The organism is Falsiroseomonas algicola (genome assembly GCF_011040385.1).
Lineage (GTDB): Bacteria > Pseudomonadota > Alphaproteobacteria > Acetobacterales > Acetobacteraceae > Falsiroseomonas > Falsiroseomonas algicola.
This window is the reverse complement of sequence record NZ_JAAIKB010000024.1, coordinates 31,800-53,156: the sequence shown is the minus strand read 5'-3', so window position 1 is coordinate 53,156 and position 21,357 is coordinate 31,800. Positions and strand designations below refer to the sequence as shown.

At 71.7% G+C, this 21,357-nt stretch carries 17 protein-coding genes; 7 read left to right on the top strand and 10 right to left on the bottom strand.

The window, feature by feature from the left end; all coding sequences use genetic code 11:
* Positions 1 to 114: 114 nt before the first annotated feature.
* The 3 genes from G3576_RS29150 to G3576_RS29140 are packed head-to-tail and all read right to left on the bottom strand — an operon-like array spanning position 115 to position 3,553.
* Entirely contained in the window at positions 115 to 1,434 is a 1,320-nt protein-coding gene (locus tag G3576_RS29150; RefSeq protein WP_164698017.1) for an aminotransferase class III-fold pyridoxal phosphate-dependent enzyme, read from the bottom strand.
* Entirely contained in the window at positions 1,431 to 2,702 is a 1,272-nt protein-coding gene (locus tag G3576_RS29145; protein WP_164698016.1) for an NAD(P)/FAD-dependent oxidoreductase, read from the bottom strand. The genes G3576_RS29150 and G3576_RS29145 overlap by 4 nt, the downstream gene beginning before the upstream one ends.
* A complete protein-coding gene (locus G3576_RS29140) occupies positions 2,699 to 3,553 on the bottom strand; it encodes a GntR family transcriptional regulator (protein WP_235952526.1) in 855 nt (284 codons plus the stop codon). Before G3576_RS29140 ends, G3576_RS29145 begins: the two co-directional genes overlap by 4 nt.
* A 77-nt stretch (positions 3,554 to 3,630) precedes the next feature.
* Here G3576_RS29140 and G3576_RS29135 point away from each other — a divergent pair, with 77 nt between their 5' ends.
* From G3576_RS29135 to G3576_RS29120, 4 genes are read left to right on the top strand one after another with little or no spacing between them, the layout of a single operon-like run.
* Positions 3,631 to 5,178 (top strand): ABC transporter substrate-binding protein, encoded by a 1,548-nt coding sequence (locus G3576_RS29135; protein ID WP_164698014.1) that lies wholly within the window; start codon positions 3,631 to 3,633, stop codon positions 5,176 to 5,178.
* A 1-nt stretch (position 5,179) separates the two neighbouring features.
* On the top strand, positions 5,180 to 6,124 hold the full coding sequence (locus tag G3576_RS29130) for an ABC transporter permease (protein WP_328730085.1): 945 nt from the start codon (positions 5,180 to 5,182) through the stop codon (positions 6,122 to 6,124).
* Positions 6,121 to 6,933: an ABC transporter permease gene (locus G3576_RS29125; protein ID WP_207623097.1), complete on the top strand. Its 813-nt coding sequence runs from the start codon at positions 6,121 to 6,123 to the stop codon at positions 6,931 to 6,933. The genes G3576_RS29130 and G3576_RS29125 overlap by 4 nt, the downstream gene beginning before the upstream one ends.
* Positions 6,930 to 8,513, top strand: a complete 1,584-nt coding sequence (locus G3576_RS29120; protein ID WP_164698012.1) for a dipeptide ABC transporter ATP-binding protein — start codon at positions 6,930 to 6,932, stop codon at positions 8,511 to 8,513. Before G3576_RS29125 ends, G3576_RS29120 begins: the two co-directional genes overlap by 4 nt.
* Here the strand turns inward: G3576_RS29120 and G3576_RS29115 are convergent.
* From G3576_RS29115 to G3576_RS29085, 7 genes are all read right to left on the bottom strand, one after another.
* Positions 8,503 to 9,570, bottom strand: coding sequence for an ABC transporter ATP-binding protein (locus G3576_RS29115; RefSeq protein WP_164698011.1), 1,068 nt, complete (start codon positions 9,568 to 9,570; stop codon positions 8,503 to 8,505). The two genes, G3576_RS29120 and G3576_RS29115, sit on opposite strands and share 11 nt — an antisense overlap.
* On the bottom strand, positions 9,567 to 11,768 hold the full coding sequence (locus G3576_RS29110; RefSeq protein WP_164698010.1) for an ABC transporter permease: 2,202 nt from the start codon (positions 11,766 to 11,768) through the stop codon (positions 9,567 to 9,569). Before G3576_RS29110 ends, G3576_RS29115 begins: the two co-directional genes overlap by 4 nt.
* On the bottom strand, positions 11,765 to 12,784 hold the full coding sequence (locus G3576_RS29105; RefSeq protein ID WP_164698009.1) for an ABC transporter substrate-binding protein: 1,020 nt from the start codon (positions 12,782 to 12,784) through the stop codon (positions 11,765 to 11,767). The genes G3576_RS29110 and G3576_RS29105 overlap by 4 nt, the downstream gene beginning before the upstream one ends.
* Complete coding sequence (locus G3576_RS29100) at positions 12,781 to 13,800, bottom strand: ABC transporter substrate-binding protein (RefSeq protein WP_164698008.1); 1,020 nt, start codon at positions 13,798 to 13,800, stop codon at positions 12,781 to 12,783. Before G3576_RS29100 ends, G3576_RS29105 begins: the two co-directional genes overlap by 4 nt.
* A 37-nt stretch (positions 13,801 to 13,837) precedes the next feature.
* A complete protein-coding gene (locus tag G3576_RS29095; protein ID WP_164698007.1) occupies positions 13,838 to 14,869 on the bottom strand; it encodes an ABC transporter substrate-binding protein in 1,032 nt (343 codons plus the stop codon).
* A 184-nt stretch (positions 14,870 to 15,053) separates the two neighbouring features.
* A complete protein-coding gene (locus G3576_RS29090) occupies positions 15,054 to 16,022 on the bottom strand; it encodes a Bug family tripartite tricarboxylate transporter substrate binding protein (protein WP_164698006.1) in 969 nt (322 codons plus the stop codon).
* Between the two features lie 61 nt (positions 16,023 to 16,083).
* Positions 16,084 to 17,058, bottom strand: a complete 975-nt coding sequence (locus G3576_RS29085) for a Bug family tripartite tricarboxylate transporter substrate binding protein (RefSeq protein WP_164698005.1) — start codon at positions 17,056 to 17,058, stop codon at positions 16,084 to 16,086.
* Positions 17,059 to 17,154: 96 nt separating this feature from the next.
* Between G3576_RS29085 and G3576_RS29080 the strand changes: the two genes are divergently transcribed.
* The 3 genes from G3576_RS29080 to G3576_RS29070 are packed head-to-tail and all read left to right on the top strand — an operon-like array spanning position 17,155 to position 21,355.
* On the top strand, positions 17,155 to 18,402 hold the full coding sequence (locus G3576_RS29080) for an NAD(P)/FAD-dependent oxidoreductase (protein WP_164698004.1): 1,248 nt from the start codon (positions 17,155 to 17,157) through the stop codon (positions 18,400 to 18,402).
* Positions 18,399 to 19,784 carry a hydantoinase/oxoprolinase family protein gene (locus G3576_RS29075; RefSeq protein WP_164698003.1) on the top strand — a complete coding sequence of 462 codons (1,386 nt, stop codon included), beginning with the start codon at positions 18,399 to 18,401 and terminating at the stop codon, positions 19,782 to 19,784. The genes G3576_RS29080 and G3576_RS29075 overlap by 4 nt, the downstream gene beginning before the upstream one ends.
* Positions 19,781 to 21,355, top strand: coding sequence for a hydantoinase B/oxoprolinase family protein (locus G3576_RS29070; protein WP_164698002.1), 1,575 nt, complete (start codon positions 19,781 to 19,783; stop codon positions 21,353 to 21,355). Before G3576_RS29075 ends, G3576_RS29070 begins: the two co-directional genes overlap by 4 nt.
* The last annotated feature ends 2 nt before the right edge of the window (positions 21,356 to 21,357 follow it).

Genomic DNA, 21,357 nt, shown 5'->3' with positions numbered 1-21,357 from the left:
AGGCCGGCAAAACCGCTCTCAAAACCCTCCAGACCTATGCAGATGTGTGAATCTACTAGCGCGCTTGCGGGGGAGGGTTGGGGTGGGGGAACTCCCGCACCTGCCCGTTGAGGGTCAGCCGATGGTCGCCAGCGCCCGCGCCATCGCCTCCACGGTCTGCGCCACCTGAGCCTCCGTCACCACCAGCGGGGGCGAGAGCACCATCGTGTCGCCGGCCGCGCGCACCAGCACGCCATCGGTGAAGCAGGCATCCGCCACCGCCGCACCGCGCGCCCCGGGGGCGCCCTCGCGGGGCTCCAGCTCCACCGCCGCCAGCAGCCCGCAATGGCGGACATCGATGACATGCGGCGCGCCCTGCAACGCCAGCAGCGCCGCCGCGAAGGGCTGCGCGATGCGGGCCGAGGCCTCGAACATCCCCTCCTGCTGATAGGCATCCAGCGCCGCCATCCCCGCCGCGCAGGCCAGCGGATGGGCGGAGTAGGTGTAGCCATGCATGAGTTCCGGCGCGCCGGCCGGGCCCTGCATGTAGGCGTCGAAGACGCGGCCATCCACCAGCGTGGCACCCATCGGCACCGCGCCGTTGGTCAGCCCCTTCGCCAGGGTCATGATATCCGGCCAGACACCCAGCGCCTCCGCCGCCGTGCAGGCGCCGAGCCGCCCGAAGCCCGTGATGACCTCGTCGAAGATCAGCAGGATGCCGTGCCTGTCGCAGCGCGCGCGCAGCGCCTCCAGGTAGCCGATCGGCGGCGGGTAGACGCCGCCCGACCCCGTCACCGGCTCCACGATGATGGCCGCGACGGTGGAGGGATCCTGCACCGCGAGAATGTCGTCCAGCCCCGCCAGCCAATGGTCGCCCGCCGGCGGGCGGTCACGGAGAAAACGCTGCGCCGGGTCATGCGGCAGCGGCATGTGGAAGACATCCGCCAGCAGCGGCCCGAAATCCCGCTTGTGCCGCGCGATGCCGCCGACGCTGAGGCCACCGAAGCCGACCCCGTGATAGCTCTTCGCCCGCCCGATGAACTTGGTCCGAGCCGCATCGCCGCGGGCGCGGTGGTAGCCGCGGGCGATCTTCAGCGCGGTGTCCACCGCCTCCGACCCCGAATTGCTGAAGAAGGCGCGCGCCATCCCCGGCACGGCATCCAGCAGGCGTCGGGCAAAGGCGAAGGCGCCGGGATGCGACATGCGGAAGGAACTCACGAAGTCGAGCTTCCCCGCGGCCTCCCTGATCGCCGCCGTGATGCGCGGATGGGCGTGCCCCGCATTCACGCACCAGAGCCCCGCCATCATGTCCAGCACCCGATGGCCCTCGGGGGTGACGTAGTGCATGCCCTCGGCCCGATCGAAGATCATCGGCGCTTCGGTGAAGCCGCGCATGGCGGTGAAGGGCAGCCAGACGCCGTCTTCCAGCACGGGCGTGTTCGGCAGGTGGTTCATGCGGTCCTCGCGCGATCCAGCGCATCCCGCGCCCGGAAATACAGTGATCCGGCGGCGGCATAGACGCTGCGGAAGGGGTGCAGCGGAATGGGGCGAAGGGGCGTGACGGGCGGCAGCGCCAGGTCCTCCGGCGGCGCGCCCGTCAGCAGGTCGGCCAGCGCAGGCCCCGATGCGGTGCACCAGGCCACGCCCTTGCCGTTGTCCTGCATCACGGCGAAGACGCCCTCCGCCAGGTGGAACAGCCGCGGCAGCCGGTCCGGCGTGATGCCGACGCGCCCGCCCCAGTAGTAGTCGGGCGCCACATCCGGCAGCGCGGGATAGAGCCTGGCCCGCATGCGTTCCGGCACGCTGAAGGATCGCGGACCGCGCGGCGCGCGCAGCGTGCCCTTGCCGCCGACCACCAGCCGCCCCGCCGCATCGCGCCGCCAGTAGCGCAGCACGCGTCGCGTATCGGACACCACCTGCCCGCCCGGCAGCACGCCGGCGCCAGGCCGCGTCGCGGTCTGGAAGGACCAGACCGCCATGATGGTATGCGCGAGCCCCGGCCAGAGCCGCCCCGGCGCCGCATTCGTCGCCAGCACCACGCGCCGTGCCCGAAGCGCGCCCGCCGCCGTCTCCAGCCGCCAGCCCGCGCCTTCCGGGCGGATCGCGGTGACTCGCGATGGCGCATGCACCCGCGCGCCCGCCGCCATCGCCGCCCGCGCCAGCCCGCGCGCCAGCGAGAGCGGCTGCACGCTGCCGCCACGCTCATCGATCCAGCCGCCGAGGTAACCGACCGCCCCCGTGATGGCGCGCACCTCCTCCGTCCCCAGCATCCGCACCGGCGCGCCCCATTCAGCCCAGGCGCGGGCCCGCTGCCGGCATTCCTCCAGCGCCACCGGGTTGTCCGCCACCTGCAGCCAGCCAGCGCGCGTCGCCTCGCAGTCGATGCCGAGCCGCGCGATCAGCGCGAAGAGCGCATCCGTATCCACGGCACCCGCCTGGTGCAGCCGCCGTCCGAGCGCATCGCCGAAATCCTTCACGAGGTCCTGCACGAAATGCTTGAGCCCCGGTATGACCTGCCCGCCATTGGCGCCGGAGGCACCCGCGCCCGGTGCCTCCGCCTCCAGCACCGTCACCGCCACGCCGCGTTCCGCCAGCGCCAGCGCCGTGGACAGCCCCGTATAGCCCGCGCCGACGATCGCGACCTCGGTCTCCGCCACGCCCTCCAGCGGCAGCAGGGGCACGGGTGGCGTCGCGGTGTCCTGCCAGAGGGAGCGCTGCCTCATGGGCCCGCGCAGCGCAGATGGTCTTCCAGCAGCATCGCGGCGCGCTCGTTGTCGCCGGCTTCCAGCGCATTCAGCACCGCCAGGTGCTCGCGGCAGCTGTCATGCGCGCGGTTGTCGCCGAAGCGCCAATCCGCATTGACCAGCGCGCGCAGCCGGTTCTGCGCCTCCACCGCATCGATGAAGAAGCGGTTGCCGCTGCCCTGCGCCAGGCCGAGGTGGAAGGCCGCATTCATCTCGAACAGCCGTACCGCCTCCACATCGCGCCAGGGCCTCGCCAGCACTGCCTCATGCGCCTCCCGCATCGCCCGGGCGAAGGCCGGGTCCAGCGCGTAGCCGGGCTGGCGCAGCGCCGCGGGTTCCAGCACCAGGCGGAAGCGCATGGCCTGCATGCGCTCCTCCTCCCCTGCCAGCGTCGCCGCGAAGTGCCACCCCTGTGCCGGGTTGCGCGCCACCACGCCGAGCGTCGCGAGCTTCGCCAGGGCGCGGGAGACGAGGCCTCGCGGCTGGCCGAACTCCCGCATCAGATCGGATTCCCGGACGATATCGGCCAGGCGGCGCTCCTCCCGCGCCCGGGCGATGGCGCCGACCAGCGCATCGACGGGATCGCGCGCCTCCACCGCCGGCAATTCGCGGGCGGGATCGGCCACCACCATCAGCCGGCCACGCCGCTGCGTGATCCCCGCCTCCTCCAGCAGCCGCAGCGCGGCGCGCACCGGCGTGCGGGAAACAGCGAGCCGCCCCGCCAGCACGGCCTCCACCACCGGGCTGCCGGGCGGCGTCCCCTCCGTCAGCCAGATCTGCCGGGCGGCACGGGCGAGGTCGTGATGGAGGGGGGAGATCGGGGCTGTCATCGTCACGCTTGAACCTAACGCCGTTTTGGTATTTCGTGCAAATGAAGAACCGAAACCGGCGGGAAAAGGGTTGATCGATGAAGTTTCGCACTGCCCTCGCGGCCTTGGCCACAGCCTGTGCCCTGGCCGCCCCGGCGGCGGCGCAGGACCTGCTGCGCATCCGGATGAACGCCGACATCCGCTCCACCGACCCCGGCGTGAACCGCGATGCCAATACGGATGGAATCGCCTGGCACATCGTGGAGGGCCTGGTCGCGCTGCGCGACGATGCGACGGTGGCGCAGATGCTGGCGGAGCGTGTCGACGTCTCCCCCGATGGCCTGACCTACACCTTCCCGCTGCGCGCCGGCGTGCGCTTCCACAACGGCCAGGCGCTGACCTCGGCCGACGTCGCCTTTGCCATGCAGCGCTACATGCGGCGGGAGACGAATTGGCGCTGCCGTGCCGACCTCGATTCCGCCGCCACGCGCCTGACGGCGGTGGAGACGCCGGATGACCGCACCGTCGTCATGCGCCTCGAGAAACCCTCCGCGCTGTTCCTGACCATTCTCGCAAGGCCGGATTGCGGCCAGGCCGGCATCTGGCACCGGGACAGCCTGAACGCGGATGGCAGCTGGCGCGCGCCCATCGGCACCGGCCCCTTCCGCCTCGGCGAATGGCGCCGCGGGCAGTTCGTGGAGCTGACGCGCTTCGCCGACTACGCGGCCCTGCCCGGGGAGCCCACGGGCCTTGCCGGCAACAAGACGCCGCTGGTGGAACGCGTGCGCTTCACCATCATCCCGGACGAGGCCGCTTCGCGCGCCGCGCTGATCGCCGGCAATATCGACATCCTGCCCGATGCACGGTCGCGGGACCTGCCGGACCTCCGCGCCCGTCCCGGCTTCAGCGTGCACTCCGCGCCGTCGATGGATCTGCAGACGGTGCTGATGCAGACGCGCGATCCGCTGCTGCAGGATGTCCGCATGCGCCGCGCCATCGCCCTGGCGCTCGACGTGCCCGAACTCGTGCGCGCGGTCAGCGAGGGCGGATCGCGCCCCAGCCGATCCCCCATCCCGCCGGGCTCCGCCTTCAACACGCCGGCGATGCTGGAGGTGCCGCCGCGGGACCTGGCGCAGGCGCGGCGGCTTGCGCAGGAAGCGGGCTATCGCGGCCAGAAGCTCCGCATCATCACCACCCGCCGCTACGAGGCCTTCTACGAGATCGCCGTCGTGGTGCAGGACATGCTGAAGGAAGCGGGCATCGAGAGCGAGCTGGAAGTGCTGGAATGGGCGACGCAGCTGGATCGCTACAGCCGCGGCGACTACCAGATGATGGCCTTCGGCTTCTCCGCCCGCCTCGATCCGTCCCTGTCCTTCGAGATGTTCACCGGCCCCAAGGCGACGCAGCCCCGCAAGGCCTGGGACAATCCCGCCGTGCAGGCGATGCTCGACCAGACCATGGCGGAGGGCGACCCTGCCCGCCGCCGCTCGCTGTTCGAGGCGATGCAGGCGCGGCTGATGGAGGAGGTGCCGATCATCGCGCTCTATTCCTCCACGACCCATGGCGTGACGCCGCGCCATGTCCAGGGCTACCGCTCCTGGGCCGTGGACGCGCCACGCGCCTGGGGCGTGCGGATCGTTCGCTGAGGTGGCGCTCTACGTCCTGAAGCGCCTGCTGGCGGCGATCCCGACCCTGCTGCTGGTCGCCGCCAGCGTCTTCTTCCTGATGCGCCTCATCCCCGGCGACCCCGCGCTGCTGGTGCTGGGCGATGCGGCGACGCCGGAGGCCATCGCGGACCTTCGCGCCAGCATGGGCCTGGACCGCACGCTTCCCGTGCAGTTCGCGCTCTGGCTGTCGCAGCTGCTGGGCGGCGACCTCGGCTTTTCCATCACGAGCGGGGAGGCCGTGGGCCCGCTGATCCTGGACCGCTTCGGCGTCACCGCCGCCATCGTGCTCGCCGCCGTCGCCATCGCCGTGCTGCTGGCCGTGCCGGCGGGCATGCTCGCCGCCTGGAAGCAGGGCAGCTGGGGCGACATCGCCGCGGTGTCGCTGGCGACGCTGCTGCTCTCCATCCCCTCCTTCTGGCTCGGGCTGATCCTGCTGCTGGTCTTCGGGCTGAAGCTCGGCTGGGTGCCGGTCGTCGGCTACGTCACCTTCGCGGAGAACCCCTGGGCGGCGCTGCACTACATCCTCCTGCCCATCGCGACCCTTGCGCTGGTCGAGATCGGCGTGCTGATCCGCATGGCCCGCGCCTCCACGATCGAGGTGCTGCGCCTCGACTACATCGCGCATGCCCGCGCCAAGGGCGTGCCCGAATCCCGCGTCCTGCTGCGCCACGCCTTCCCCAATGCCTTCGCGCCGACGCTGACGCTGGTGGGGCTGGTGCTCGGCAATCTGCTCGGCGGCATCGCGGTGATCGAGACGGTCTTCACCCTGCCCGGCCTCGGCCGGCTGCTGGTCGATGCCATCTTCGCGCGCGACTATCCCGTCATCCAGGGCGTCATGCTCTTCATCGCGCTGGTCTATGTCAGCGTGAACCTGGCCGTGGACCTGCTCTACCCCGTCTTCGATCCGCGCGTGGCGGCCGAATGATGCGGCTGCGGCTGAACCTGGTGATCGGCGGCACGCTGATGGGCGCCGTGCTGGCCCTGGCTGTCCTCGCCCTGGCCTGGACGCCCTATGACCCCACGCGCACGAATCTGCGCCGCCGCCTGCGCCCGCCCTCGGCCGACTACTGGCTCGGCACCGACGAGTTCGGGCGCGACGTCGCATCGCGGCTGATGGCGGGCGCCGTCACCAGCCTCGGCGTCGCGGCGGCGACGGTGCTGGTGGCGCTGGCGATCGGCATTGCGATCGGTCTCGCCAGTGGGTTCCTCCGCGGCTGGGTCGATCGCGTGCTCGGCGCGGTGAACGACACGCTGCTGGCCTTCCCCGGCATCCTGCTGGCGCTCGGCCTGCTGGCCGTCATCGGCCCGTCGCGGTCCGGCATCGTCCTGGCCCTGGGGCTCGCCTATGCGCCGACGGTCGCGCGCGTGGTGCGCGGCAGCGTGCTGTCGATCCGGGAGCGTGAGTTCGTCGAGGCATCGCGCGCGCTGGGCAATTCGGAGGCCTATACGCTGCTCCGCCACGTGCTGCCGCACACGGCAGCGCCCGTCACGGTGCTCGCGACCTCGCTCTTCGGCTGGGTGATCCTGTCGGAAAGCGCGCTCTCCTTCCTCGGCCTCGGCGTGCCACCGCCCGCCGCCACCTGGGGCAACATGCTGGCCTCCGCCCGCCCCTTCATGCAGGAGGCGCCGCTGCTCTCCATCGCCCCCGGCGCGCTGATCGCCATCTGCCTGCTCGGCGCCAACCTGCTGGGCGATGCGCTGCGCGACCTGCTCGATCCGAGGGACGGCGCATGAGCGTGCTGGAGGTCGCGGCTCTTCGCATTGCCGCCGGCATGCGGGAGGTCGTGCGTGACCTTTCTTTCACGGTGGCGGAGGGCGAGACGCTGGCCCTGGTCGGCGAAAGCGGATCGGGCAAGAGTGCCACGGCCCGCGCCGTCATCGGCCTGCTGCCGCCGGGGCTCCGCCAGTCTGGCGGCCGCATCGCCTTCGCCGGCCAGGGCCTCTCCGCACTGTCACCGGCAAGGCTGCGCGCGCTGCGCGGCCCCGGCATGGGCATGGTGTTCCAGGAACCCATGACCTCGCTGAACCCCGCCCAGCGCATCGGCGCGCAGATGGAAGAAGGCCTCGCGCTGCACCGGACGCTGGATGCCAGGTCGCGGCGCCAGGCCTGCATCGCCATGCTGGAGCGCGTCGGCATCACCGATCCGGAACGGCGTCTGCAGGCCTTCCCGCATGAATTCTCCGGCGGCATGCGCCAACGCATCATGCTGGCCTCCGTCATGCTGCTGCGCCCGCGCCTGCTGATCGCGGACGAGCCGACGACGGCGCTCGACACGCTGACCCAGGCGGAGGTGCTGTCGCTGATGAAGGAATTGGCGCGGGAACAGGGCAGCGCGATCCTGCTGATCACGCATGATCTCGGCCTGGTCGCGCGCCATGCCGACCGCGCGCTGGTGATGCAGGCCGGCCAGGCGGTGGAGGAAGGCGCGGCCGCGCCTCTGCTGGCCGCCCCGCGGCAGCCCTACACGCAGGCGCTGGTGGCCGCCCTGCCCCGCCGTGGTCCTTCGCGTGCCCTGCCGCAAGCCGCGCCACTGATCGAGGCGCGCGACCTGTCGGTGGCCTATCCCGGCCGCGGCGGATGGTTCCGCCGCGCCGCGCCGATGCAGGCGGTGCAAGGGGTTTCGCTGAGCATCCATCCCGGGGAGGTCGTGGCCCTGGTCGGCGGCTCCGGTTCCGGCAAGACGACGCTTGGCCGCGCCATGCTGCGCCTGCTGCCCGCCAGCGGCGGCTCGCTGCTTTTCCGAGGTCAGGACGTGACGGCCAGCACCGGCCCGGCGCTGCTCGATTTCCGCCTCGCCTGCCAGATCGTCTTCCAGGATCCCTATTCGTCGCTCGACCCGCGCATGCGCGTGCGCGACATCGTGGCCGAACCGCTGCGTCTGCCCGCCGGCATGCCCATCCCCGAACGCCAGCGCCGGGCCGAGGCGATGCTGGCGGAGGTCGGCCTCGGCGGCCTCGGCGACCGCTATCCCCACGCGCTGTCCGGCGGCCAGCGCCAGCGCGTCGCCATCGCGCGCGCGCTGGTCCGCAACCCCGCCTTCGTCGTGGCCGACGAAGCCGTCAGCGCGCTGGATGCGACGGTGCGCAAGCAGGTGATCGCGCTGCTGCGCGACCAGCAGCGCAAGCGCGGCTTCGCCTGCCTCTTCGTCACGCATGATCTTGGCGTGGTGGAGGAGATCGCCGACCGCGTCGTGGTGATGCAGTCCGGCCGCATCGTGGAGGAAGGCCCGCGCGACCAGGTGCTGGATGCGCCCGCGCATGACTACACGCGGGCGCTGCTGGACGCGTCGCTGCGCCTGCCCGCTACGGCTTGACCAGAACGACCCCCTCCGGGTCCAGCGCCAGCATGACGGCTTCGCCGGGCGCGCGCCGCTTCAGCCGGTCCGCGCCGACCGCGAACAACTCGCCCGCCGCCGTCGCGAAGTGATATTCGGTGTGCGACCCCATATAGGTCGCACGCGCCACCTTGGCCGGCAGGCCTACGGGCGAATTGCTGATGCGGATCGCCTCCGGCCGGATGACGATATCGACCGGCCCGGGCGTCGTCCCGCGATGCGGCAGGGTCAGCACCGCCTCATCCAGCTTCACCGTCGCCAGCGCGCCGTCGATGCTCTCCACCACGCCGCGCACATGGTTCGCCTCCCCCATGAAGGTGGCGACGAAGACGTTGCCCGGCTGGGTGTAGAGTTCCTCCGGCGTGCCGGCCTGCGCGATCTCCGCATTGCGCATGACGACGATCTTGTCGGAGACGGCCAGCGCCTCCGCCTGGTCATGTGTCACATAGACGACGGTCAGGCCGAGCCGCTGCTGCAGCGCCCGGATCTCCTCCCGCATGCTCCGCCGCAGCCGCGCATCGAGGTTCGACAGCGGCTCGTCGAACAGCAGCACCTCCGGCTCCAGAACCAGCGCCCGCGCCACCGCGACGCGCTGCTGCTGCCCGCCCGACATCTCCGACGGCAGGCGCCCGCCGAAGCCCTTCAGGCCCACCGTTTCCAGCGCCGCCTCGGCCTTCGCATGCGCATCGCGCTTGCGGATGCCGGAGGAGACGAGGCCATAGGCGACATTGTCCAGCACCGACATGTGCGGGAAAAGCGCGTAGGACTGGAACACCATGGAGACGTTGCGCTCGCCCGCAGGCAGCAGCGTGACGTCCTTGCCGCCGATGAACAGCCGCCCCTCCGTCGCCTGCTCCAGCCCCGCGATCATGCGCAGCAGCGTCGTCTTGCCGCAGCCGGAGGGGCCGAGCAGCGTGACCAGCGTGCCGCCCTCGATCACCAGGTCGAGCGGCTTCACCGCCGTCACCTGCCCGTAGCGCTTGCCGATGCCGGCGAGGCGCACCTCCGCGCCGCTGAGCTTCAGGGGCAGGGTCATGCGGCGGCTCCGGCAGGCTGGGCGCTCCGTCGGCCGAGGCGACGACGGCCGACGACGAGGTTGATGAGGCCGATCGCCGTCATCATCAGCACGATCAGCACGGCGCAATAGGCGATGGCGAGGCCGTAATCGCCATTGATGACGCGGTTGATGATGAAGACCGTCGCCATCTCGTATTCCGCGGAGACCAGGAAGATTACGGCGGACACCGTCGTCATCGCACGGACGAAGGAATAGACCAGCGCGGTGACGATGGCGGGCTTCAGCAGCGGCAGCACCACCGTCGTCAGCGCCCGGAAGGTGGAGGCGCGGAGCGTGATCGCGGCCTCATCCAGCGACTTGTCAAGCTGGCTCATCGCCGCGACGCCGGATCGCACGCCGACCGGCAGGTTACGGAAGACGAAGCAGGCGACGAGGATGAAGGCCGTGCCGGTGATCTCGAGCGGCGGGATGTTGTAGGTCAGGATATAGGCGACGCCGATCACGGTGCCCGGCACCGCGAAGGTCAGCATGAGCGCGAATTCCAGCGCCGTGCGACCCGCGAAGCGCTGCCGCGTCAGCACCCAGGCGGCGAGCAAGCCGATGCCCGCCGTGATGGGTGCCGCGACGGCCGCCAGCTGGATCGTCGTCACCAGCGAATGCCAGGCGCCGCCGCTGAACAGCATGCGCCCATCGGCCGCCCATTCGATGGCGAAGGCGCGCTGGAAATGGCTGAGCGTGAAGGTCCAGTCGCGCCCCCAGACGCGCACGAACGCCCCGGCCATGGCCATGGTGTAGACCGTGATGGTCAGCACCGCCCAGGGGATCGCGATGGCGAAGGCCACGATCTTCACGGGCCGCGGCAGCACCTGCTGCAGCCCGCCATCGCCCTTGCCGGTGACGGAGACATAGGACCGCCGCCCCACCACGGCCCGCTGCAGCATGAAGGCTGCCAGGCCCACCACCAGCATGATCGCCGCCAGCACCGCCGCGCGGCCGAAATCCTGCTGCGCGCCGACGACGGCGAAGAAGATCTCGGTGGACAGCACGCCGAAGGATCCGCCGAGCACGATCGGGTTGCCGAAATCGGCCAGGCTTTCCACGAAGACCACCAGCCAGGCATTGGCCAGCCCCGGCACCATCAGCGGCAGCGTCACGGCACGGAAGGTGCGCATCTTGGACGCGCGCAGCGTCTGGGACGCTTCCTCCATGGTCGGTGAAATGCCCTCCACCACGCCGATCAGCACCAGGAAGGCGGTGGGGGTGAAGGAGAAGACCTGGGCGAGAAAGACGCCGTTGAAGCCGTAGATCCAGCGCCCGAGCTCGACGCCGAAGACGGAGGCGACGATCTGGTTCACGACACCCGACCGCCCGAAGATCAGGATCAGGCCAAGGCCGATGACGAAGGGCGGCGTGATGATGGGCAGCACCGTCAGCAGCCGCATCGCCCGCTTGGCCGGAAACGCCGTGCGGGTGACGATCAGCGCGAAGCAGAGGCCGAGCATCGTCGCCGCCGTCGCCGTGCTCGTCGCCAGCACCAGCGTGTTCCAGAACACGCCGCAATTGACGCGGCCCGTCACGCAGCCGAGGCCCCAGATCTTGTTGTCCACCAGCCGGTCGGCCATGGAGGCCGCGATGGACATGTCGCCGCGCGGCGCGAACATCTGGCTCATCATCGTGAGCACCGGCCAGGCGGTGAAGACGATGATGGAGGCGACGAGCAGCCCGACCGCGCCCGAGACGAAGCGATCCCCCTTGAACAGCCCGCGCAGCGCCAGGCCATCCGTCAGCATCACCAGGCAGCCGAGGAAGGCCATGCAGGCGCCGAGGCCGAAGCCGAACTGGCGATCGTTCAACTCGCCGAAATTTGCCTCCAGCCAGGGGAAGGACCAGCCCTGCACCCCGATGGCGAGGCCCTGCGCCACGATGGCCGCCAGCCCGAGCCCGCCGCCCCAGAGCAGGAAGGTGGAGCGCGCCCGCGCGCTGCCGGCGGGAAGCGCGCCCGGCAGCGCCAGCGCCACCAGCGCCACCACCGGCCAGAACCACCAGCGCCCATGCGCGATCGCCTGCCACAGCGCGGAAGATGCTTCCGGATCCTCCTGCCCCAGCGCCATCAGCCCGGGCACGGTGAGCCCATCCTGCTGCATGTGCCAGGGCACCAGCGCGGTGCCGATGGCGGCGATCAGCCAGAAGAACAGGGAGGATCCGGCAAACCTCATCGCGGCAGCGCGCCCACTTCACGGTCCCAGCGCGCCAGCAGGCGGCGGCGCTCGGCACCCGCGCCGAAGCGGGCATTGTCGTAGTCGATGATCCGCGCCGTCGCCATGTTGGGCGCGCCATCGGTCAGCGGCACGTTGCGGTTGGCCATGGTCTGCAGCTTGCGCGCTTCCGCGCTCGCCGCGATCTGCGCCTCCGCACTCAGCGCCCAGTGGTAGAAGCGCTGCGCATTCGCCATGTTGCGGGCGCCGCGGATGATGGACATGGACCCGATCTCGTAGCCCGTGCCCTCGCACGGCACGGCATGGCCCACGGGGAACCCCGCCGCCGCTTCCTCCGCCGCGTTGTGGACGAAGGAGATGGACAGCGCCGTCTCCCCCCGCGCCACCGCCGTGATCGGCGCCGTGCCGCTGCGGGGATAGGCGTTGATGCTGCCATGCAGGCGCTTCAGGTAGTCGAAGGCCGGCTCCTCCCCCATCATCTGCACCAGCGTCGCGATGACGATATACGCGGTGCCCGAGGAGTTGGGATTGGCCATCTGGATCTCCCCGCGATAGGCGGGGTTCAGCAGATCGGCCCAGCAGCGCGGCGCGGGCAGGTTGCGGCGCGCCACCAACTCCGTGTTGAAGCCGAAGCCGAGCACGCTGGCATAGACGCCGACGGTGCGGCCCTCCGTCTGCCGCCACTGCGCCTGCGCCCAGTCATGCAGCTCCGCGATGCGCGGGCTTTCATGGGCGACGGTGAGGCCTTCCTCCCCCGCCGCCACATGCGGATCGCCCGTGCCGCCCCACCAGACGTCGCCCCGCGGGTTGCGCGCTTCCGCGCGCAGCTGCGCCAGCATCTCGCCGGTGGATTTCTGGCTGAGCACCACGCGGATGCCGCTCTCGCGCTCGAACCCTCGCGCGATCGGCGTGCACCATTCGATGGTGGCGGAGCAGTAGAGGTTCAGCGATCCCTGCGCGGAGGCCGGCAGCGCAGGGAGCAGGAGGATCGCGGTGCAGCCGAGTGCGGCCCTCATCGCGGCAGGGACCCGATCTCGCGGTCCCATCGCGCGAGGATTCGCCGGCGCGTATCGGCCTGGCCATAGGCGGCGAAATCGTAGTTGATGAGGTTGACGCGCGACAGGTCTGCGATCCGCGCATCCGGCGCCGCGTCGCGATGCGCGGGGGTGTGGAACTGGTTGGCCGTGGTGGCGATGTTCATCGCCGCGGGGGTCAGGTACCAGTCATAGAAGCGCCGCGCCTGCGCCAGGTTGCGGGCGCCGCGGATGATCGACATGCAGGCCACCTCGTAGCTCGTGCCCTCCGTCGGGAAGACCAGCTCGATCGGGAATCCCGCCTGCTGCATGGAGGTGACCTCCATGTTGAAGCTCACCGCCATCGCCGTCTCGCCCCGCGACACCGCCTGCATCGGCGCGGCGCCGGAGCGGGTATAGGCGTTCACATTCGCATGCAGGCGCTTCAGGTAGTCGAAGGCCCGATCCTCATCCCAGAGCTGCACCAGCCCCGCGATGATGGTGTAGGCGGTGCCGGAGGAGTTGGGGTTCGGCAGCTGGATCTCGCCGCGATAGGCGGGGTTCAGCAGATCCGCCCAGCTCGCCGGCAGCGGCAGGTTCTTCCGCGCCATCAGCTCCCGGTTCCAGGCCAGGCCGATCGCGCCCGACGACACGCCGACGCAGCGCTCCCCGGACATCGCGTGCACGCGCTGCGCCCAGGGATGCAGCCCCGCCATGTTCGGCGATGTGTAGGGCTGCAGCAGGTTCGCCTCCGCCGCCGAGATATGCGTCTCCGCCGAGGCGCCGAACCAGATGTCGGTGCGCGGATTGGCCGCCTCCGCGCGGATCTGCGCCAGGATCTCGCCCGCCGATTTCCGCGCCATGGCAACGCGGATGCCCGTCTCCCGCTGGAAGCCGGCAGCGATGGCCTCGCACCAATCGGCGGCGGGCGCGCAGAGCATGTTGAGGCTGCCCTGCGCCATGGCGGGCGTGGACAGCGCGAAGACCGCGCCGGTGGCGGCAATCAGGCGAAGGGACATGGGCAGGTTCCGTCGGGCTCGGGAGATGCGGGGGCGATCAGCGCGGCAGCGAGCCGACCTCGCGGTCCCAGCGCTCGATCAGGCGCCGGCGCTCCGCGGCACGGCCATACTTCGCGAAGTCGTATTCGATGAGGCGAATGCGCCCGAGGTCCGGCGCATTGGGCGGCAGCGGCGCGCTGCGGTTGGAAGGCTGCTGCAGCTGGCCGCCGGCCTCGAAGCCCAGGCGCTGCGCGGGCTCCGTCAGCGCCCAGTCATAGAAGCGCCGCGCCTGCGCGATGTTGCGCGCGCCGCGGATGATGGACATGGAGCCGATCTCGTAGCCCGTGCCCTCGCAGGGCGTGTTGTAGGCCACGGGAAAGCCTGCATTCCGCTCCGTCACCGCATCATGCACGAAGCTGAGCGACACGCCCGTCTCGCCCCGCGCCACGGCCTTGATGGGCCCGGTGCCGCTGCGGGCGTAGCTGTTCACGTTCGGGTGCAGGCGACGCATATAGGCGAAGGCTTCCTCCTCGCCCATCAGCTGCACCAGCGTCGCGATGATGACGTAGGCGGTGCCGGAGGAATTGGGGTTCGCCACCTGGATCTCGCCGCGGAAGCGCGGATCGGCCAGGTCGGCCCAGCAGGTCGGCGGCGCGATGTTCTTCCGGGCAAGGAGTTCACTGTTGTAGCCGAAGCCGACCGCGCCGGCGTAGACGCCGATGGCGCGGCGGCCGGACTGGTTCCACTGCGTCAGCGCCCAGGGATGAAGCGCGGCGTTGTTGCCGCTTTCATAGGCCTGGGTGAGGTTCTCCTCCGCCGCCGCCAGATGCGGGTCGCCGGTGCCGCCGAACCACACATCGCCGCGCGGGTTCTGCGCCTCGGCCCGGATGGCGGCCAGGCTCTCGCCCGATCCGCGCTGAGTCATGTTCACGCGGATGCCGGTGTCGCGGTTGAAGTTGGTCGCGATGGCCTGGCACCACTCGATCTGGACGGAGCAGTAGAGGTTCAGCGTCCCCTGCGCCGCGGCGGGCGAGGCCAGGCCGAGCGGCGCGGCCAGGGCGATGGCCGGGATCAGCAGGCGGCGTTGCATGGTTCTTCTTTCCCTCATCCCGTGTGATGCCGCGGGCGTGGCACAACCGCCTCCCGTCGCCCCGCGCTCCTGCCATTCCATTGCAACAAAACTGTCACATGCGCAAGTTTGCTGCGCGCATGGAAAACCCGCCGCCCCCAGGGTGAAACCCCGGGAACGGCGGGTTGCGAAACGCCCGGGTTGATCAATCCGCCTGGATGTTGTTCCGGCGGATCACCTCGCCCCACTTCGCGTTCTCCCGCTGGATGAAGGCGCCGAACTCCTCCGGGCTGTTGCCGCCGGGAATGGCGCCCTGCGCGTCCAGCAGGCGGATCACCTCCGCATCCTGCAGGGCCCCGATCGCGGCACGGCGCAGCGCCGCCAGCGGGCCGGCGGGCGTGCGGACGGAGGCGACGAGGCCGTGCCAGTTGCTGGCGTCCACCGCGGCCAGCCCGACCTCCGTCATCGTCGGCACATCCGGCAGCCAGGACAGGCGCCGAGGCGTGCCCACGGCCAGCGCGCGCAGCGACCCCGCCTGGATCTGCGGCAGCAGCACCGGCAGGTCGGCGAAGCCCAGCTGCACCTCGTTCCGCAGGATCGCCGTCGCCAGCTGGCCGCCGCTGTTGTAGCTGATGTGGACGATCTCGATCCCCGCCGCCGCGCGCAGCTGTTCCGCCGCCAGATGCGGCATGCTGCCATTGCCGGTGGACCCGAAATTCAGCGCCCCCGGCCGCGCCTTGGCCCCCGCCACCAGCTCCTGGATGGTGCGGAAGGGGGAAACGGCCGGCACCACCACCGGCTCCGGCACCAGCACGCCGAGCGTGATCGGCGCCAGGTCCCGCACGGGGTCATAGGGCGTGCCGCGGCCGAGATTGGGGGAGATCGCCAGCGCGCCGGCGCTGCCGATGGCGAAGGTGTAGCCATCCGGCGCCGCCTTGGCCGCGACATCCACGCCGGTGACGCCGCCTGCGCCGACGCGGTTCTCCACCACCACCGGCTGGCCGAGCGTCGCCGCCATGCGCGGCGCCATGATGCGGGCCACGATGTCGGAAGGCCCGCCGGCGGCGAAGGGCACGATGAAGCGGATGGCGCGGTTCGGGTAGGTTTCCTGCGCCGCGGCAGGCATGGCGAGCGCGCCGCCCAGCAGGGCGGCCAGCAGCATGCGCTTCGTCATCGACGTCCTCCTTGATGTTGTGCCGCTTGTCGCGCCGCCCTGCGTCCCTGTCCAGCCGGCCCTACTCCGGCCGGATGCCCGCCTTCTCCGCCGCCACGCGCGACCGTTGCAGGTCCTCCGCGATCAGCGCCGCGAAGCCGGCCGGCGTCGCCAGCGCATCGGACGCGACCTCGCCCCCCATCGCCACCATGCGGGCCCGGAAATCCTCCTCCCGCACGATCGCCGCCATGGCGCCGCCCAGCGCCCGCATCGCCTCCGCCGGGATGCCGGCGGGCGCCAGCAGGCCGACATAGGACCCCGCCAGGAAGCCCGCCGTGCCTTCCTCGATCATCGTCGGCACCTCCGGCAGCGCGGGCAGCCGCGCGGCGGATGCGATGGCCAGGATGCGCCCCTGCCCCGCGCGATGCAGCGGCAGCGCCGTCGAGAATTCCGTGAACAGCAACGGGATGTTGCCCGCGATGAAGTCCGGCACCGCGGCGCCACCACCGCGATAGGGCACATGCAGCAGCCGCGCGCCGCTGGCCGCGGCGAAGGCCTCCATCGACAGATGCGTGGCACTCGCCACCCCTGCCGTGCCGATGCCAAGCCCATCCGCACGCGCACGCGATGCCGAAACCAGTTCCGCCAGCCGCCGCTGCGGCGCATTTGCCTGCACCACCAGGCAATGCGGCACCTGCATCGCCATGCCGATCGGCGCGAAATCCTTCGCCGCGTCATAGGGCAGCCGCGCCTGCACCACGGGGTTCACGCTGAGCGGCCCGTTCGACCCGATCAGCAGCGTGTAGCCATCCGGCGCCGATCGCGCGACGGTTTGCGCGCCCAGGCTGCCGCCTGCGCCGGGCCGGTTCTCCACCACCACCGGCTGGCCGAGCCGTTCCTGCAACCGCGGCTGCAGCAGCCGCGCCACCACATCCGCATTGCCGCCGGGCGCGAAGGGCACGACCACGCGGATGGGCCGGTCCGGGAAGGCGGCGAGGGCAGGCTTCGCCGCGAGCAGCGCGGCGGCAGCGCCCAGCAGGGCACGGCGGCTGGTCATGGGGTTTCCTCCTTCGGTTGCGCCCAGCATGGCAGCGGGGTTCACGCCTGCAAAGCCGGCGGTTACGCTCGCGCTCCCACGACAGAAGGGCTACCCATGCGCATCGCGGTGATCGGCAACGGCATCGTCGGCAGTTGCTGCGCCGCCTGGCTGCAACGCGATGGGCATGAGGTGACGTTCATCGACCCGCTCGGCCCCGCGGAGGCCACGAGCTTCGGCAATGCCGGCTCCCTCTCCCCCTCCGCCTGCCTGCCGGTCGGCATGCCGGGGATGTGGAAGAAGGTGCCGCGCTGGCTGCTCGACCCGCTCGGCCCGCTGACGGTGCGCTGGTGGTACGCGCCGATCGTCGCGCCCTGGATCGCCCGCTTCCTCCAGGCCTCCACGCCCGCGGAGGTGACGCGCATCGCCACCGCCATGCGCGGCCTGCTGGCGCCCATCTTCGACTGCTATGAGCCGATCCTGCAGCGCGCCAACGCCACGGGCCTGATGCGCCGCAGCGGCTGCCTCTATGTCTATTCCGGCGAGCAAGCGGCGCGGCAATGGGCCTGGGGCATGAAGCTTCGCCGCAGCCTCGGCGTCGAAATGCGCGACGTGGGCGAGGACGAACTCGTCGCGCTGGAGCCCGACCTCAAGGGCCGCTTCCGCTTCGGCATCCTGGCGCCGGAGAACGGATCGACGCTCGACCCCGCCGCGCTGACGCGCGCGATCTTCGACCAATGCGTCGCCGATGGCGCGCAGGTGGTGCGCGCACGCGTCACGGGCCTCACGGTCAAGGGCGGCTCCGTCACCGGCCTCACGCTCGATGACGGCACGAGCCGGGAGACGGAGGGCGTGGTGCTGGCCGGTGGCGCCTGGTCGGCGAAGCTCGCCGCGCAGCTTGGCCCCGCCATCCCGCTGGAGACGCAGCGCGGCTACCACGTGACGGTGGAGAGCAACAACCTCGCACTCCGTCACACCGTCATGGCGGTCGAGCACAACATGATGGTGAACCCGATGCGCATGGGGCTTCGGCTTGCGGGCTCCGTCGAATTCGCGGGGCTGAAGGCGCCGCCCGACATGCGCCGAGCCGCTGCATTGCTGGAGCGGGGGCGGGAGATGTTCCCGCATCTCGACACCTCGCGCACCAGCGAATGGATGGGCCACCGCCCCTGCCTGCCGGATTCCATGCCGGTGATCGGCCCGGCGCCGCGCGTGGACAATGCCTGGTTCGCCTTCGGCCATGGCCATGTCGGCATGTGCGGCGCGGCGACGACGGGGCGGGAGGTCGCGAACCTCGTCGCCGGGCGCGATCCGGAGGTGGACCTGGCGCCCTTCTCCCCCACCCGCTTCCGGCGCGCGGCGTGAGGCCGCGCCACGCCCTGGCGCTGGACCAGGGCGGCAGCTTCCTCGACATCATCGCGGCGCCGGAGGGCGGCGGCCCCGCGCGCATCGCCAAGCGCCCGCGCGCGGAGGCCACGGACCTTGCCGCCGCCATCATCGATTTCTGCCAGGCGGAGCGCCTCACGCCGGCCCGCATCACCATCGCCACCACGCTCCCCGCCAATGCGATCCTGACCGGCACGGCCTCGCCCGTCGTGCTGATCACGACCCAGGGCTTCGAGGATTTGCCCGATCTCGGCCGCCAGTCGCGCCGCGACCCCGATGCGCTGGACCCGCCGCCGCCGGTGCCCGCCTGGCTCTCCCCGCCCAAGCTCCGCTTCGGCCTGCCCGGCCGCATCGATGCGCGCGGCGTGGAGGTCGCGCCGCTCGACCTGACGGCCCTGCCCGCGCTGCCCGACCTGCCCGTCGCGGCCTGCCTGCTCTTCGCGCATCGCAACCCCACGCATGAGCGCGCTGTTGCGGCCGCCCTGCCGCGCGGCACGGCGCTGTCGCTGTCCCACCGCGTCGATCCGGAGACGCGGGAGTTCGAGCGCTTGCTGGCCACAATGCTCGATGCCTCGCTGAAGCCGTTGGTGGCGCGGACGCTTGCGCCGGTCGGACAGGCGCTGGTCGCGGCCGGCCTGCCCGAGCCCCGCTTCGCGCTCGCCGATGGGCGCGCCGCCTCGCCGAACGAGGCGCTGGCAGCGCCCCTGCCGCTGGTGCTGTCGGGCCCCGCCGCCGGCGCACGCGCCGTGGCGCGTTGGGCATCCGATGTGCCCACCGCCATCGGCCTCGACATGGGCGGCACGACGGCGGAGGTCAGCCTGGTGCGCGATGGCGTCGCGCTGGAGACGGGCAGCGTGACGCTCGGCCCCCTCGCCTTCCGGCTGAAGGCGCTGGATGTGGAGAGCCTGCCGATCGGCGGCGATGCGCTGACTCCCGCCGCCCGCGCCGCCGGCTGGCTGCCGGGTGATGGCAATGGCGATGCCGGCACGCTCGCCATCGCGGAGGCCATGCTGGCGGAATCGCTCCGCCGCATCGCGCTCCGTCGCAACATCCATCCCGACCTGTCGCTGCTGGTCGCCGGCGGCGGTTTCGGCCCGCTGCTGGCCGCCGCCATCGCCGCCCTCATCGGCTGCCCGCGCGTGCTGATCCCGCCCTGCCCCGGCGTGATGGCGGCGAGCGGAATGCTCGATACGCCGCCCGCCCTCCCCGCCGCCTGGCGTTGCCGGAACGGCACGCCCTTCACCGGCACGGCAGCCGGCCCGCTGCTGCTGGACGACGGCACCGCCACCGCGCGCATCCCCGCGGGCTGGCGCGCCTCGCTGCGAAGCGACGGCGCCCTGCTGCTGGACCGCGCCGCATGAGCGACACCGCCATCCTCCGCATCGCCCTCGAAGGCCTTGCCGACCGCATGCAGGACATGCTGCTGGCCAAGGCGAAGTCGCCCGTGGCGCGGGAGGGCATGGATTGCGCGGCCGCCCTCTTCCTGCCCGATGGCCGCGTGCTGGCCCAGGCGCGGTCCCTGCCCCTGCTGCTCGGCGGGATGATCCCCGCCATCGCCGGCATGCTCCGTGCCTTCCCGGCAGCGGGCATGGCGGAGGGCGACGGCTTCCTGACCAACGATCCCTGGTCCGGCGGCACGCATCTGCCGGACCTCATCCTGCTGCGCCCGATCCTGGCGGAGGGCCAGGTCGTGGCCCTGGCCGGCACCATCCTGCACCACCAGGATGTCGGCGGCCTGGCGCCCGGCTCCATCCCGCCCGATGCCCGCGACATCTTCCAGGAAGGGCTGCGCCTGCCGCCGGTGCAGTGGCGCCGCGGCGGTGCCGAGGATGCGGGCATCGCCGCCATCCTGCTCGCCAATACCCGCACCCCCGCCATGCTGCGCGCCGACCTCGACGCGCAGTGGGCCGCCGTCACGCAGGCCGCCAGCGAGGTCTCCGCCCTGGCCACGCGCATCGGTGTGGCGGCCTTCGCAAGCCGCGCGGCGTCGCTGCTCGACGAAGCCCGGGACGCGCTGGCGCTGGCGCTGGACGCGATCCCCGAAGCCGAGGCCAGCGCCGAGGTTGCGCTGGAAGGCGATGGCATCACGCCCGATGCCGTGCCGATCCGCGCCACCCTGAAACGCCTGCCCGGCCCGCGCCTCGCGGTGGATTTCGCGGGGTCGGCGCCACAGACGGCGGGGCCGGTGAATGCCGCCCCCTCCGGCCTGCTCGCTGCCTGCTTCGCCCTGCTGCAGCGCATCGCGCCGGGGGCCGCGGCCAATCACGGGCTGCTCGACCTTCTGGACCTGTCGCTGCCCGAGGGCAGCGTCGTCAATCCGCGCTTCCCCGCCGCGGTGAATGCGCGCACCGCGACGGTGAAGCTCGCCACCAACGCGCTCTTCGCCGCACATGCCCGGCTGGCGCCACGCCGCGCCCGCGCCTCCAATGCCGGCGTCGCCGTCGTGCTCGCCGTCGCCGGCACCGATGACGAGGGCAGGCGCTGGATGTTCACTGAAATCCTGGCGGGCGGAGAGGGCGGTGGTCCGGACCGCCCCGGCCTGCACGCCCTCTCCGCCGATGTCTCCAACGCCCGCAACCTGCCCGCCGAGGTGCTGGAGGAGATCGCGCCCATCCGCGTGGAGGCCTTCGCCCGCCACCGCGGTTCCGGCGGCGCAGGCGCCATGCAGGGCGGCGATGGCGTCCGCCGCGCCTATCGGTTGCTGTCGGGCACGGCGGAGATCTCCTATCGCGGCGAACGCCACCTGGCCGGCGCGCCTGGCGCGCTCGGTGGCGGCGCGGGCGGCGTGGCGCGGCTTCGGCTGGTGGCCGTGGACGGGACCGAACGCGCCTTCCCCTCCAAGGCCCGCTTTGCCTGGCTGGCCGGGGAATTGCTGATCATCGAGACTGCCGGCGGCGGGGGCTGGGGCCCGCCATCCAACGGGGAGACCTGACG